Origin of the sequence: Agrobacterium sp. lyk4-40-TYG-31, assembly GCF_030209855.1 — a bacterium.
In the GTDB taxonomy this organism is placed as follows: domain Bacteria; phylum Pseudomonadota; class Alphaproteobacteria; order Rhizobiales; family Rhizobiaceae; genus Agrobacterium; species Agrobacterium vaccinii.
This window is the reverse complement of sequence record NZ_JARVRE010000004.1, coordinates 636,599-650,672: the sequence shown is the minus strand read 5'-3', so window position 1 is coordinate 650,672 and position 14,074 is coordinate 636,599. Positions and strand designations below refer to the sequence as shown.

The window sequence follows — 14,074 nt, the reverse complement described above, 5'->3', positions numbered from 1 at the left end:
CACAAAAGCTATCGCAACGTCATGAAATTAAGATTGCGTTAATCTCGAATTCACCTTTTTCACAATAGGGTCAAGATTAACGTGTGTGTAATGGGCAAGAACCCAGGGATCGCAGAATCGTGAAACTTTTAATTAACGCAATGTTTTGTCTCGCGGCTGCGGCGACACCCATACTGGCACCTTTGCAGGCCAATGCTCAACAGCCGATGCTTGTCGCGCCTGACGGGCGTGTGGTGGACTATATGCCGGAGCGCGGTGACATCGTCATCAGCCGAGACCGCATGGGCCGCACCGTCTATTACGACCGTTACGGCAACCTGCTGGCCACGGAAATGCCGCGCGGCGCGCCAGCCCGCCGGGAGGCTCAGGCCGACCCGTATCGCGACCCGTACTACAATCAGGGCGGTGACTATTACCCACCGGCACCGGGCCAGGCCGACCAGTATCAGCAGCCGCAGCGCCAGTATGGCAACCAGGGCAACGGCGTACCACGGGATTATCGCCAGTTTCGTGGCGATGGCAGCGACGACGATGTCTATACCGGCTCTGTCGCAACCCGCCCCGGCGATGTCGAAAGCGGCCCGCTTGGCGAACCCATGCCCGGCGAAAGCACCACGGCAATCGTGCCGCAGCCAGATCACCTCGTCGAGCGTAACCAGCCGGTCACCGCACCAGTCAATCGTTCGCGACAGGAAATCGTTGCCCTTCAGGTCTTTCTCGACCGCGAAGGCATTTCGCCCGGCGTGATCGACGGCAAGATGGGCGACAACGTCAACAAGGCGATTGCTGCCTGGCAGGATATGACAGGCGAGCGTCTGGACCCTAATAACACCGACGACATTCTGGAGCGCCTGCGCAACACCGGCGGTCTGGCGATCGTCGATTATACGATTACCGCAGCAGACGCCGCAGGTCCTTATGTGGCCTCCATTCCCGATGACTACGCCGAAAAGGCACAGCTTCCGGCCATGGCCTATACTTCGACATCAGAGGCTCTGGCTGAACGCTTCCATATGGACGAGACCTATCTGAAGGAACTCAACCCCGGCGTCGATTTCACCGTTCCCGGCACCATCATCAAGGTCGTCAGCCCCGGAGACACGAAAAAGGGACAGGTCGCCCGTATTGTGGCCCATAAGGGCATCAAGCAGGTGTTTGCCTATGACGAGAGCGGCGTGCTGATTGCCGCCTATCCAGCGACCATCGGCTCCTCCGATACACCGTCGCCATCCGGCACGCACACGGTCGAGCGCATCGCGCTCAATCCGGGCTATACCTATAACCCCAAGATCAACTTCCAGCAGGGCCAGAACAGCCAGATCTTGCAGATTCCGCCCGGCCCCAACGGCCCTGTCGGCACGGTCTGGATCGCGCTTTCCAAACCGACTTACGGCATTCACGGCACACCGGAACCCTCCAAGATCGGCAAGACGAACAGCCACGGCTGTATTCGCCTGACCAACTGGGATGCGACGGAGCTGGCTAAGATGGTTCGCCCGGGCGTTGTTGTGGAGTTTGCGGAGTAAGGGAGAAACTCCCTCTCTCCGTCATTCCGGCCTTGAGCCGGAATCCAGCAGACGCGCGTCTGCGCGGCGGAAAGGGTCTTTCAGCCCAAAGACTTGGGCTGACTGGATCCCGGCTCAAGGCCGGGATGACGGTCGTGGGGTGAAGACCTACCCTCACCCCAATTTCGGCACCCGCTTTTCACCCCTGCGCTCCGTCAGGAAGAACGCAAACGCCGTGGCAGGTAGCGCAAAACCAATCCACGAAGCCGCTGTCCACTGTCCCTGCGCATAAGCCCAGCCACCGAGCGCAGAGCCCACAGCTCCACCCATGAAGAACGTTGCCATGAAGATGCCGTTGAGGCGGCTGCGGAATTCTGCCCCCAGCGTAAAGATGGCGCGCTGGCCCAGCACCAGATTGGTGGTGACAGCAAAATCCAGCACGATGGCCGCAACCACCAGCAGCGCCAGAGACAGGTAAGAGCCCTCGGGCGCGATGTGGGTCATGAGGAAGGATGCCATGGCAGCCAGCAGCGCACAGAGCGTCGCGGCCCATGTCCAGCCACGATCCGCCATCCGCCCGGCAATGGGTGCCGCAACAGCACCGGCAGCACCGGCCAGCGCAAACAGCGCGATTTCGCTTTGCGTCATGCGGAAGGCGGGGCCGCTGAGATAGAGCGGCGTCACCGTCCAGAACAGGCTGAACGCTGAGAACATGCCCGCCTGATAGATTGAACGGCGCTGCAAAAGCCGCGTGTTTACGGCCAGCTTGCCCATAGAGGCCAGCAATGTGGTGTACGGCAACTTCGCATCCGGCGTGCGGCGTGGCAACAGGCGGTAGAGCACGAGCGCCAACACGGCCATGACGCCCGCCGAAATCAAGAAAACGCCGCGCCAGGAAACCAATTCCGAGAGAACGCTGGAAACAGGCCGCGCCAGCATGATGCCGATCATCAAGCCGCTCATGATGCTGCCAACGACGCGGCCACGTGTGGCGTCAGGCGTCATATGCGCCGCTATGGGCACGATCATCTGCACCGCAACCGAAGCGACCCCGACCAGAAAGACGGCGATGAGAAACTGTGCTGCATGCGGCGCGAGGGCAGCACCGATCAATGACAGAACCGCCATGATGACGGTGATAACGATCAGCTTTCTGTTTTCGATGAGATCGCCCAACGGCACCACGAACAGCAGTCCCAACCCGTAACCGATCTGCGTCAGCGTCACGATCAAGCCCGTTGCCGCCGCAGACAGCCCAAGCTCTGCGCCGATGAGGCCAGCGAGCGGCTGGGCATAATAGATATTGGCGGCGATCAGCCCGCAGGCCGTGGCCAGCAGAAAAATCATGGCGGAAGAAAGCGTCTCTTCCTGTGCGGCCTCAGCGCCAAGCACCGTAGATGTCATTACCCGTCTCCAAATTAGGAAATACTCATTTCCCAAATACACATAAAAATCAGTCGAAAACCTTCATGGCAACATCGACCACTGAACTCAGTTCCGCTTTCGTCAGGCCCGTCTTGCCAACCACTCGCATGCCGTAAATGATACAGAGCGCCGTCTTCGCCAAAGCGGCTGCATCCTTAGTATTGGATACCGAGCCATCCGCCTGCCCCTCACGCACGAGGCGACCCAGAATGTTTTCGCGGGCATCGATGGCACCACGCACAACGCGCGCCATATCGTCATCTAGCGAAGCGAGATCGGCAGCGGCACCGACGACGAGACACCCCTGCCCGCCAGATGGGCCAACGCAGGCATCCGCATAGAAATTCATGCCTGCCAGCAGCTTTTCTCGCCCGTTCCTGCCGGTCTGAACAGCCGCTTCGAAACGCCGTGACTGCACCAGCTTGTAGCGCTCGACGGCGGCGATGTAGATGTCCTTCTTGTCCTTGAAGGCCTTGTAAAGACTGCCCTGCGTCAGTTCCATCGCCTGCGTCAGATCACCCACTGATGTCGCGTGGTAACCGCGCTCTGAGAACACGCCGATGGCCTTGTCGATGGCGAGATCGACATCGAACTCACGCGGGCGGCCGCGCTGGCGTGTGTGGATTAAAGATGGGCTTGGCTGTATCATGAGCGGCAATATAGGAAACGATCATTTCCAAATCAAGCACAAAATACGCCCGGACAGAATCTGTGCCGGGCGTATGAAAAGGTTCAGGCGGCCCTGCGGCTGAAAAACTTGAGATCGCGACCGGAGCGAACGACGCGCACGGGCATCAGGCGCATGACCTCATTAGCGAAATTGCGCACGTTTTCCATGGCTTTATCGACGTTGCTGACCTTTTGACAGTCGAGCGCGGCCAGCGTGCCGCCATAGTCGAAGATATCGCGGAACGCAGCGCGTTCGGCAATCGGCGTAGCCAGAACGCGGACGTTCTTGGCGGCCAGCAATGCTTTGACCACCAGCATCGAGCGCGTGCTGACCATCGCGTTGACGCGGGTGAGAACAACCGAGTGATCGATCGTGATGCCCATCTTGCGGTTCAGCAATTCGATGTGCTCGAGAACCTCGGCTGCCCCGCGCGCATCCATGGCAGAGCCCTGAACGGGAATGATGACGTGGTCCGAAATGCCCAGCGCCATCGTCAGCAGCGGACTTTTGGTGCCCGGCAGATCGATGATGAAACAGTCCGTGTTAGCCTTGTTTTCGCGGATATGGGTTTCCAGCGATGCCATGGTGACATGGGAAATGACCGAGAGGTTCTGAACAGCACCGGACATGTCCGACCAGCGCGAAATCCACAATTGCGGATCGGCATCGAGAACGGTGACACGGTGACCGGTGCGCGCAAGTTCCGTGGCCAGCAGCAGAACAGCAGTCGTCTTGCCCGCGCCGCCCTTGGTGTTTGCAAATGTGATAACTGGCATAGGGCCCCCAAATGCAGAGCCTGACTTCATCGCTCTTCAACGCACCGCGACATTCATGGTGCACTGTATATTGTTAACGAAGATGGTTAACGAAATGGAAATAACCGTTGCGATTTGTTGTATGGATCAGCTCCCGGTTTCCAGTTCAGCCCTGTAAAAAATCCGGCAAAGCTTAAAGACACACGTTGCCGTTCACGCGGCGCAGATGCGCCCGTGGTGTGCTGAAGCCCTTGAGAACACACGCAAATGCGGCAGTGTTTCAGGTATAGTCTTCGTCGTCGGTACCGCATTTGCGTGGTCTCGAGTCCTATAAATTCTCAGGCCGGGCATTGAATGCACCGGCCTGAGTTCAGTTTTCCGATGTACCTTTCCTCTTCCATGTCCGAAAACCGTTTACGGAATTTCGAACAGTTCATCAGTCAGGCCCATCGGTCGTCGCATTTGATGATCACCCGCACGTCTACGGCCAATCACCACCCTCCGCCTGCCCCGACAGTGTCTCGCGAAAACACTCCAGCCGCGAAAGTGTGGAGATTGTAGGCATGGGGTTGGTGGGCGTGGAGAAAAATTTTTTGACTTTTTTTGGGATGGGGAAAGTGGAGGTTTGTGGGTGGGGTTTACCCCCCTCTGCCCTGCCGGGCATCTCCCCCTCAGGTGGGGAGATCGGCTAGAGGCCAGCTCACCATTCCACTAGCAGCCTTCAATATGGGCGGGACTTAACCGCGAGTCGATCTCCCCCCTTGAGGGGGAGATGCCTGGCAAGGCAGAGGGGGGTGAGCCCCACCCACCATCGTCAGCGCGATATCAAAAGCACTCCAGAAACAGCGCCTTCGTATTCTCCGCCGTCATTTCCACCGGGTTCCCCCCGCAACTCGGGTCCTTGATCGCCTCCGCCACAAGTTCATCCACCCGGTCAGGCTTGATACCCATGGCCGTGAGGCTATCAGGCACGCCAAGCTCCTTACGAAGCTCCAGCACATAATCATAAAAGCCATCAAACCCGCCTTCGATGCCGAGATAGGCCGCCGCGCGGGCAATCTTGTCTTCGATAACAGGGCGGTTAAAGCGCAGGACGGCGGGCATGACGACGGCGTTGGTCATGCCGTGGTGGGTGTTGTAGACCGCGCCGATGGGGTGCGACAGCGAATGGATGGCGCCGAGACCCTTCTGGAAGGCGACCGCGCCCATGGCGGCGGCGGCCATCATGTTGGAGCGGGCTTCGATGTCCGTGCCGTCTTTGTAGGCGCGCGGCAGATATTCCTTCACCAGCCGCAGACCTTCGAGCGCAATACCGGCGCTCATCGGGTGATAGAAGGGCGAGGAATAGGCTTCCAGGCAATGGGCGAAGGCATCCATGCCGGTGCCGACCGTGATGGCCTTGGGCATGCCGACCGTCAGTTCCGGATCGCAGATGACCACACCGGGCAGGAATTTCGGGTGGAAGATGATCTTCTTCACATGGGTCTGCGAGTTGGTGATGACGCTGGCGCGACCCACCTCAGAACCCGTGCCTGCCGTCGTCGGCACGGCAACGATGGGCGCGATGCCATCGGAGTTCGCGCGGGTCCACCAGTCGCCGATGTCCTCGAAATCCCAGACCGGTCGGGTCTGGCCTGCCATGAAGGCGACGGCCTTGCCGAGATCGAGACCGGAGCCACCGCCAAAGGCGACGACGCCATCATGGCCGCCATCCCTAAAGGCTTTCACGCCTGCTTCGAGATTGATCTCGTTGGGGTTCGGGTCCACGTCCGCAAAGATGGCGCGGCCAAGGCCTGCCTCTTCCAGAATATCCAGCGCGTGGGCCGTGATCGCCATGCTGGCGAGGCCACGGTCGGTGACAAGCAGCGGCTTTTTGATACCGAGCGTCTTGCAGGCGTCCGCCAGTTCCTTGATGCGGCCGCGTCCCATCTTGATCGGGGTCGGATAGCTCCAGTTTGCGACGATGTTCATTTCGTGACTTTCTTCAGATGGTAGGATTTTGGACGGGTCAGGTTCTGGAAGCCGATGACCGACAGCGAGCCGCCACGACCGGTATCCTTGACGCCGGTCCAGCAGAGAGCCGGATCGAGATAATCGGCGCGGTTCATGAAGACGGTACCGGTTTCGATCTCGCGACCGATACGCCCTGCCCGCTCAGCATCCTGCGTCCACAACGATGCGGTGAGACCGTATTTGCTGTCATTCATCAGGTGCAGCGCTTCGTCGTCGTTCTTCACCTTCATGATGCCGACGGCCGGGCCGAAGGTTTCCTCGGTCATGAATTCCATGGAGTGATCGACATTGACCAAGATTTGCGGCGCGACATAGGCGCTTTCGCCATCATCGGCGGCAAAGAGTTTGGGATCGACCAGCGCCTTCGCACCCTTCGCAACGGCATCGGCCACTTGCTGGCGCACCACCTTGGCGAAACGCTTATTGGCCATTGGACCGAGGGACGTTTCCTGTTCCAGCGGGTTGCCGAGCTTATAGTTGGACACCCATGCCACGGATTTTTCAACGAAGGCATCGAACAGCGATTCGTTGACATAGACACGCTCGATGCCGCAGCAGCATTGGCCGGAGTTGAAGGTTGCGCCATCCATGAGCGTATCGACCGCCGCATCCAGATCGGCATCTTCCATCACATAGCCGGGGTCCTTGCCACCAAGTTCCAGACCAAGGCCGGTGAAGGTGCCAGCGGCAGCGCGTTCGATGGCGCGACCGCCTTCGACGGAGCCGGTGAAATTGACGAAGTTGAACAGGCTTTCGGCAATCAGCGCCGACGTCGTCTGGTGGTCGAGGAAGAGGTTGATGAACACATCCTCCGGCACGCCTGCTTCCACAAAGGCGCGCACCATGCGCTCACCTACCAGCAGCGTCTGCGCGGCGTGTTTGATGACAACTGTATTGCCCGCCATCAAGGCAGGCGCGATGGTGTTGATGGCGGTCATGTAAGGGTAGTTCCACGGCGCGATGACGAAAACGACGCCATGCGCTTCGCGCTCGATGCGGCGTTCGAAATTTCGGCTTTCCTCGATGACCAGCGGTGCCAGCGCATCGGCTGCAATGGAGGCGACATAGTTGGAGCGTTCGTTAAAACCCTTGAACTCACCGCCATAGCGCACCGGGCGGCCCATCATACGAGCCAGTTCCGGCACGACTTCGTCCACCATCTCGTTCAGCCGGGCCACACCTTTCAGCACCAGTTGAACGCGATCTTCCAAAGGGCGACGCGCCCAGGATTTTTGCGCAGCGCGCACTTTCAATACGGCGGTCCGCGCCGCATCCAGCGACATCGCCTCGCGCTCGGCATAAACCGAACCGTCGATCGGCGAAATATTCTGGATCATGACCATGATGGTTTTCCTATGATTTGTTATGCCCGTTCAAAACCGCGCGCGACTTCCCAATCGGTCACGCGGCGGTCGTATTCTTCCTGCTCCCACTTTGCGGCGCGAACATAGTGATCGATCACATCATCACCGAAAGCGCTACGCAGCATCTTGGACGTGTTAAGGTGATCCGTCGCGTCCCGCAATGTCTTGGGTATTTCTCTGATGTCCTTGCCGCCGTAAGCATCGCCTTCGAACTGCGGCTCAAGTTCCATCTTGTTTTCGATGCCGTCAATGCCTGCCGCAATCAGGGCTGCCATGGCAAGATGCGGATTGATATCCGACCCGCCAATGCGACACTCGATGCGGATTCCCTTGCTGTCTGCACCGCAGAGGCGGTAGCCCGCCGTGCGGTTATCCAAGCTCCAAACGGCCTTGGTCGGCGCGAATGTTCCAGCCATGTAACGCTTGTAGGAGTTGATATAAGGCGCCAGGAAATAGGTGGTCTCACTGGCATGGGCGAGAAGCCCAGCCACATAATGCCGCATCATGTCGGACATGCCGTGTTCGCCGTTCTTATCGAGAAACATCGGCGTCTTGCCGTCCACACTCCAAAGCGACTGGTGGATGTGCGAGGAGCTGCCCGCCGCATCGTAATTCCATTTGGCAAGGAAGGTGACGGCCTTACCCTTGGACCAGGCGATTTCCTTGCAGGCGTTTTTGATGATCGCATGGCGGTCGGCCATGGTGAGTGCATCGGCGTAGCGGACGTTGAGTTCAACCTGGCCTGCCGACGCCTCGCCCTTGGAATTTTCGATAGGGATGCCAGCGGCTTGCAGATTGTTTCTGATGGCGCGCATCACCTCTTCTTCCTTGGTGGTCTGGAAGATGTGGTAGTCCTCATTATAGGGGCTGGCGAGATTGAGATCGCGGTAACCGCTGGCGCGGGCGGTCTCGAAACTCTGATCGAACAGGAAGAATTCCAGCTCGGTGGCCATAAAGGCTTTCAGGCCCATGGCTTCCAGACGTGCGACCTGCTTCTTCAGAAGCGCGCGCGGCGAGTGGGCGACTTCGGCGTGGGTGTGATGGTCATAGGCATCGCACAGAACGAGGGCCGTGCCTTCCAGCCACGGCACTCGGCGCAGGGTCGATAGGTCGGGCTTCAGCGTATAATCGCCGTAGCCCTTGTCCCAGCCGGTGGATTTGTAACCGGGAACGGTTTCCATTTCCATGTCGGTGGCCAGTAGGTAGTTGCAGCTATGGGTTTCCTCATAGGCGCTTTCGACAAAGAATTCCGCCTGGAAGCGTTTGCCCATCAGACGACCCTGCATATCCACGAGGCATGCCAGAACGGTATCGATGCGCCCTTCGGCCACGTCTTTTTTCAGCTCGTCGAATGTGTAGGTGGTCGTCATGATCGTTTCGTCCCTTTGTTTTATGGGGCGACCGTTGCCGGTCGCCCTGTTTATCGGTCAGGCCTTGGAGGCCGCCGCATTCAATGCGGCCTGCTTGTGCTCAAGTGCAAATTCCTCTTCCGGCGACAGGATGAGGCGGTGACGGCCGACCAGCGCGAAATAGGCGATGGCGACGGCGAACCACAGCGCAACCCAGATGACGCCCTTGGTGAAGTTCGGGTCCTGCACCTGATAGAGCAAGGTTATGACAGCAATGATGATGGTGAGAACAGCACCGGGAATGCCGAGCGGCGAACGGAAAGGCCGTTCGATATCCGGCAGGTTACGGCGCAGCATGATGAAGGAGATGGCCTGCATAATGTAGGAGAACATCGCGCCGAACACGGCCATGTTGAGCAGCACGCTGCCAATGATGCTGCCGCCTTCGGTGGCACCCAATGCAAACCAGATGGTCATCATCACAGCAAGACCGACGATGGCACCCGTCAACATCGCGACATGCGGTGTCTTGAACTTGGGGTGGGTGACGGAAAGTGCTGTCGGGAAATAGCCCGCACGCGACAGCGAATAGATCTGGCGACCCTGCGCATAGAGGATCGTGTGGAAGCTGGCGATGAGGCCTGTGAGTGCCACAAAGCCCAAGAGAACCACGCCACCATCACCATAGACGGCCTTGAAACCATCCAGCAGTGGCTCGAGCGAAGAACCGAGATGGAAGGCACCGATGCCTGGTAGCGAGGGGTTGAGCAGCACGATCATGAAGGCGGATATCATCAGCGTGATGATGCCGAGAATGATGCCCTTGGGCATATCGCGCTTCGGATCGACCGATTCCTCGGCGGCCAGCGGCAACTGTTCAATGGCGAGGAACAGCCAGACCGCGAAGGGCAGCGTGGCCAGAACGCCGGAGAAACCGAAGGGGAAGAACGAGCCATTGCCTTCAGGCAGTTCGACCGCTGCACCATCCGGGCCAACGCCGATGTTCAGCGCCCAGCGAGAGAAGTCCATATTGGGGATGGCGCTGATCCAGAAGAAGACGAGAACACCGAGCGAAATCAGTGTGATGACCAACGTTACCTTGAAGGATAATTCAAGTCCGAAGACGTTGAGCGCCAGAAAGATGACGTAGAACAGCACCCAAAGGAGCGGTGAATAGACCGGGTCTAACCCCAGGATGGAGTTCACATAGGCCGTGATGAAGGTGACGATGACGGCGGGGGTGAGGACGTATTCGACGTTTTCGCACAGGCCGGTGATGAAGCCGCCCCATGGCCCCATGGCCGTGCGCGCAAAGGAATAGGCCGCACCCGTATGTGGCAATGCCGGGCTCATTTCCGCAATCGAGAATGTCAGCCCCAGATACATGACGGCGATGATCATGCCCGCAACCAGCATGCCGCCCCAGCCGCCGGTGGCAAAGCCGAAGTTCCAGCCAGAAAAATGCCCTGAAATAACCGCGCCGACGCCCAGCGCCCAGAGCGACCAGACACCCGCATAGCGCGAGAGCCCTCTTTTTTCGAAATAGGATGCGTCAGCCTTTTTATAGCTGACACCTGATGATGAATTGTCCATGCCGTTCTCTCCTGATCAAGAAAAACAGGCCGTCAGCCAGAATGGCCGATTTTGCCCCAGTCTCGGCGCGATGGGAAAACCCGATCACGCCATGCATATCTGCTGTTCCCACGTTGCACCCGGACCTGTTCGGCCTTCTTTGGATATGCAACGGCATTCCTGCCCGGCGGGGCAATGCCCGCCAAAGCGAATTCAGGGGCTGTGAGCGGCGATTGCCTTTGTCAAAAGTCCACTCAAAAAATCAGCAGCAGCCCGCTGCCCCTCCTCATCCTGTATCAGGTCATTTCTGACCTCGATCATGACGTTCAAAAGCCCGTTCGGCAGCGCGTGGAGGCGCAGCGTGTGCGTCACGCCGTCCTCCGGGCCGTATGGTTCGTTGCGCTCGACCCTGAAATCTCCACCCGCAGTGTGATCCAGCATGGCATCCACCAGCCGCGCATCCGTATCGTGCAGAAGGCCGATTTCGACCTCGCGACGCTTGCCGTGATAGACGGGTGTGAAGCTGTGCACCGTCACCAGAACGACGTTGTCCCTGATAGCAATAAGGTCACTGACGCGGGTCTGAAATGGGATGTAGAGCGCCGCCGTGCGGGCAAAGCGCTCTGCCTCACTCAAATCCGCATTGCTGGGAATGTCGTAAATCTCGCTGGTGGCAGGCATGGCGGAAGGTGATTCCGGTGGGCGGTTGCAATCATAGATCAACCGGGAATAGTTCTGGTAGATGACGGTGGCGTCGAGGCTTGCAGACAGAAGACGGGTGACGGCGAGCGCGCCCGGGTCCCAGGCGATATGGCTTTTGCGCACATCTTCGCTGAGGCCCAGAGTGCCGAAGCGAGCGGGCAAGGTGTGAGATGCGTGTTCGCAAACCAGCAGCACCCGGCCCTTGCCGAGCGGGTTTTCCACGACAACGGGCTCAGCCTCGTCGCTTGTGAAAAACTGTGCTTGCACCGTCATGGTGTACCCCGCTGTCAACATCACTGTCCCCCGACAGTTAGAAAAGAATTCTTCACACACGCCAAAGTGTCAAATGGTTTTTGAAATTTTCTCTTCATTTTTTGATTGACTCCGTTTCCCCGCCGTATCTTAATCAGCGCTAACAGACCGGCGAAAAGCTCGGCTAGGGGAAAAATTTGCACAGTTCGGCCGCGACCGTTTCGGACGTTATCCAGGCTCATTACGAGACCCTGACGCGTGCCGAAAAGCGCCTTGCGGAAAGCCTTCTCGGCAATTACCCGGTCTCGGGGCTGGGCAGCATCACGACAGTTGCCGAAAATGCCGGGGTCTCGACGCCGACCGTGGCGCGCATGGTGCAAAAGCTGGGTTTCAAAGGGTATGCCGAGTTTCAGGGAAGGCTGCATCAGGAGCTGGAAGCCACGATTTCCAACCCCATCGCCAAGCATGACCGCTGGGCCAGCAACGCGCCGGGCCTGCATATTCTCAACCGCTTTGCCGATGCCATCACCGGAAATCTGCGCGATACGCTGAGCGATCTCGACACGGCATCCTTCGACAATGCCGCGACCCTTCTGGCGGATAGAAAACGCAGCATCTATTTCGTCGGCGGGCGCATTACTGGAGCGATTGCCGAATATTTCTTCACGCATATGCAGGTCATCCGCCCCAAGACAGCGCTGATGTCATCCAATTCCAGTTCATGGCCGCAATATATGCTGAACATGAATGCGGGCGATGTTCTGGTGATCTTTGATATCCGTCGTTACGAGCAGGACATGGTGACGCTGGCGCAGGTGGCGCATGACAACAATGTCCGCATTCTGCTCTTCACCGACCAGTGGACATCCCCCGTCTCGCGCTTTGCCGAACATACGTTTCGCGTGCGCATCGAAGCGCCATCCGCATGGGACAGCTCTGTGGTGACGCTGTTCGTGGTGGAAGCGCTGATCGAGGCGGTGCAAAGCAATGGCTGGGATGAAACCCGTCAGCGGATGAATTCGCTGGAAGGCCTGTTCGAGCAGACCCGCCTTTTTCGAAAGCCGGGAAAAGAGGAGAACTGAAGAAAGCGTCCATCAGCGAACGAATGGCGCAACACGACTTTTTTATGTCGTTTCTCAAATATCATGGCGACGACAGGGCGCAATGATGGCAAGAAAACGGCAGGGACCATGATGAGGGCGGGAGACCGCCTGAAAAATCCGTCACATAACATTCATGCAACCCACGTACAGCGTCGTCAGACGCATCAGACACCAGAGGAGAACTAACCGTGATCTCGCACAGCCGCCGACTGCTATCGCTCACCACCGCAATGGTCATCGCATCCACTGCGATCGCTTCTGCTGCACCGAGCGAAGAACTCATCGCTGCCGCCAAGAAGGAAGGCATGCTGACGACCATCGCCCTGCCCCACGACTGGTGCGGTTACGGCGACGTCATCGCCTCCTTCAAGGCCAAGTATCCTGAAATCCAGGTCAACGAGCTGAACCCGGACGCCGGCTCTGCCGACGAAGTGGAAGCCGTGAAGGCCAACAAGGACAACAAGGGGCCGCAGGCTCCTGACGTCATCGACGTCGGTCTGGCGTTTGGCCCACAGATGAAGAAGGAAGGCCTTCTCCAGCCTTACAAGGTTTCCACCTGGGACGAAATTCCTGACAATGTGAAGGACGCCGAAGGCTACTGGTATGGCGACTATTACGGCGTCATGTCCATCTTCGTGAACAAGGACCTCGTCACCAATTCTCCAAAGGACTGGGCCGATCTGCTGAAGCCGGAATATGCCGGTCAGGTTGCTCTCGCCGGTGACCCGCGCGCCTCCAACCAGGCTATTCTAGGTGTTCTCGCTGCCGGTCTTTCCACCGGTGCGAAGGATGGCAAGGAAGCCGGTGAAGCTGGCCTGAAATACTTCGCCGACCTCAACAAGGCTGGCAACTTCGTGCCTGTCATCGGCAAGGCCGGTACGCTGGCACAGGGCGCAACACCGATCGTCGTCGCATGGGACTACAATGCTTTGTCCTGGGCAAAGACGCTGAACGGCAACCCGCCGACAGAAGTCGTCGTTCCTGAAAAGGGCGTTCTGGCAGGTGTGTACGTGCAGGGCATCTCCGCCTACGCACCGCATCCAAACGCTGCCAAGCTGTGGATGGAACACCTCTATTCCGACGACGGTCAGCTTGGCTGGTTGAAGGGCTTCTGCCACCCGATCCGCTTCAACGCGATGGCAAAGGCCAACAAGATCCCCAAGGATCTGCTCGACGCCCTGCCACCGGCAGCCGCCTATGAAAAGGCAATCTTCCCGACACTCGAAGACGTCGATGCCAACAAGGCTGCCGTCACTGGCGGTTGGGACAAGGTTGTCGGCGCCAACGTGAAGTAACGAACGAAACAGCCGCTCCAATCTTTTCGAAAGCTGAGGCTTTTCAAAAGCCGGAGCGGCTGATTTATA

Annotated in this window: 11 protein-coding genes; 3 read left to right on the top strand and 8 right to left on the bottom strand. The window is 58.4% G+C overall.

Annotated features, from left to right (window positions below):
- Positions 1-140: 140 nt before the first annotated feature.
- On the top strand, positions 141-1,526 hold the full coding sequence (locus QRN55_RS08345) for a L,D-transpeptidase (protein ID WP_284776625.1): 1,386 nt from the start codon (positions 141-143) through the stop codon (positions 1,524-1,526).
- Positions 1,527-1,679: 153 nt separating this feature from the next.
- On the opposite strand, the gene QRN55_RS08340 is transcribed toward QRN55_RS08345, so the two are convergent.
- From QRN55_RS08340 to QRN55_RS08305, 8 genes are all read right to left on the bottom strand, one after another.
- Positions 1,680-2,909 carry an MFS transporter gene (locus QRN55_RS08340; protein ID WP_284776365.1) on the bottom strand — a complete coding sequence of 410 codons (1,230 nt, stop codon included), beginning with the start codon at positions 2,907-2,909 and terminating at the stop codon, positions 1,680-1,682.
- A gap of 49 nt (positions 2,910-2,958) precedes the next feature.
- Positions 2,959-3,579: a TetR/AcrR family transcriptional regulator gene (locus QRN55_RS08335; RefSeq protein WP_284776624.1), complete on the bottom strand. Its 621-nt coding sequence runs from the start codon at positions 3,577-3,579 to the stop codon at positions 2,959-2,961.
- An 83-nt stretch (positions 3,580-3,662) separates the two neighbouring features.
- Positions 3,663-4,376 (bottom strand): AAA family ATPase, encoded by a 714-nt coding sequence (locus tag QRN55_RS08330; RefSeq protein ID WP_284776363.1) that lies wholly within the window; start codon positions 4,374-4,376, stop codon positions 3,663-3,665.
- Between the two features lie 804 nt (positions 4,377-5,180).
- Complete coding sequence (locus tag QRN55_RS08325; protein ID WP_284776361.1) at positions 5,181-6,326, bottom strand: iron-containing alcohol dehydrogenase; 1,146 nt, start codon at positions 6,324-6,326, stop codon at positions 5,181-5,183.
- Entirely contained in the window at positions 6,323-7,711 is a 1,389-nt protein-coding gene (locus QRN55_RS08320) for an aldehyde dehydrogenase family protein (RefSeq protein ID WP_284776359.1), read from the bottom strand. The genes QRN55_RS08325 and QRN55_RS08320 overlap by 4 nt, the downstream gene beginning before the upstream one ends.
- A 20-nt stretch (positions 7,712-7,731) precedes the next feature.
- Positions 7,732-9,102 carry a glutamine synthetase family protein gene (locus QRN55_RS08315; RefSeq protein ID WP_284776357.1) on the bottom strand — a complete coding sequence of 457 codons (1,371 nt, stop codon included), beginning with the start codon at positions 9,100-9,102 and terminating at the stop codon, positions 7,732-7,734.
- Between the two features lie 57 nt (positions 9,103-9,159).
- Positions 9,160-10,674: an amino acid permease gene (locus QRN55_RS08310; protein ID WP_284776356.1), complete on the bottom strand. Its 1,515-nt coding sequence runs from the start codon at positions 10,672-10,674 to the stop codon at positions 9,160-9,162.
- A 192-nt stretch (positions 10,675-10,866) separates the two neighbouring features.
- Positions 10,867-11,628, bottom strand: a complete 762-nt coding sequence (locus tag QRN55_RS08305; protein ID WP_284776354.1) for an N-formylglutamate amidohydrolase — start codon at positions 11,626-11,628, stop codon at positions 10,867-10,869.
- Between the two features lie 176 nt (positions 11,629-11,804).
- On the opposite strand from QRN55_RS08305, the gene QRN55_RS08300 reads away from it, so the two are divergent.
- Positions 11,805-12,689, top strand: a complete 885-nt coding sequence (locus QRN55_RS08300) for a MurR/RpiR family transcriptional regulator (protein WP_112499668.1) — start codon at positions 11,805-11,807, stop codon at positions 12,687-12,689.
- A 209-nt stretch (positions 12,690-12,898) separates the two neighbouring features.
- Positions 12,899-14,005 (top strand): ABC transporter substrate-binding protein, encoded by a 1,107-nt coding sequence (locus QRN55_RS08295; RefSeq protein WP_045228794.1) that lies wholly within the window; start codon positions 12,899-12,901, stop codon positions 14,003-14,005.
- Positions 14,006-14,074 lie beyond the last annotated feature (69 nt).

Coding starts and splice junctions, on each gene's coding strand:
- QRN55_RS08345 (WP_284776625.1), top strand. CDS start 141: ATGTTTTGTCTCGCGGCTGCGGCGACACCCATACTGGCACCTTTGCAG.
- QRN55_RS08340 (WP_284776365.1), bottom strand. CDS start 2,909: ATGACATCTACGGTGCTTGGCGCTGAGGCCGCACAGGAAGAGACGCTT.
- QRN55_RS08335 (WP_284776624.1), bottom strand. CDS start 3,579: ATGATACAGCCAAGCCCATCTTTAATCCACACACGCCAGCGCGGCCGC.
- QRN55_RS08330 (WP_284776363.1), bottom strand. CDS start 4,376: ATGCCAGTTATCACATTTGCAAACACCAAGGGCGGCGCGGGCAAGACG.
- QRN55_RS08325 (WP_284776361.1), bottom strand. CDS start 6,326: ATGAACATCGTCGCAAACTGGAGCTATCCGACCCCGATCAAGATGGGA.
- QRN55_RS08320 (WP_284776359.1), bottom strand. CDS start 7,711: ATGGTCATGATCCAGAATATTTCGCCGATCGACGGTTCGGTTTATGCC.
- QRN55_RS08315 (WP_284776357.1), bottom strand. CDS start 9,102: ATGACGACCACCTACACATTCGACGAGCTGAAAAAAGACGTGGCCGAA.
- QRN55_RS08310 (WP_284776356.1), bottom strand. CDS start 10,674: ATGGACAATTCATCATCAGGTGTCAGCTATAAAAAGGCTGACGCATCC.
- QRN55_RS08305 (WP_284776354.1), bottom strand. CDS start 11,628: ATGACGGTGCAAGCACAGTTTTTCACAAGCGACGAGGCTGAGCCCGTT.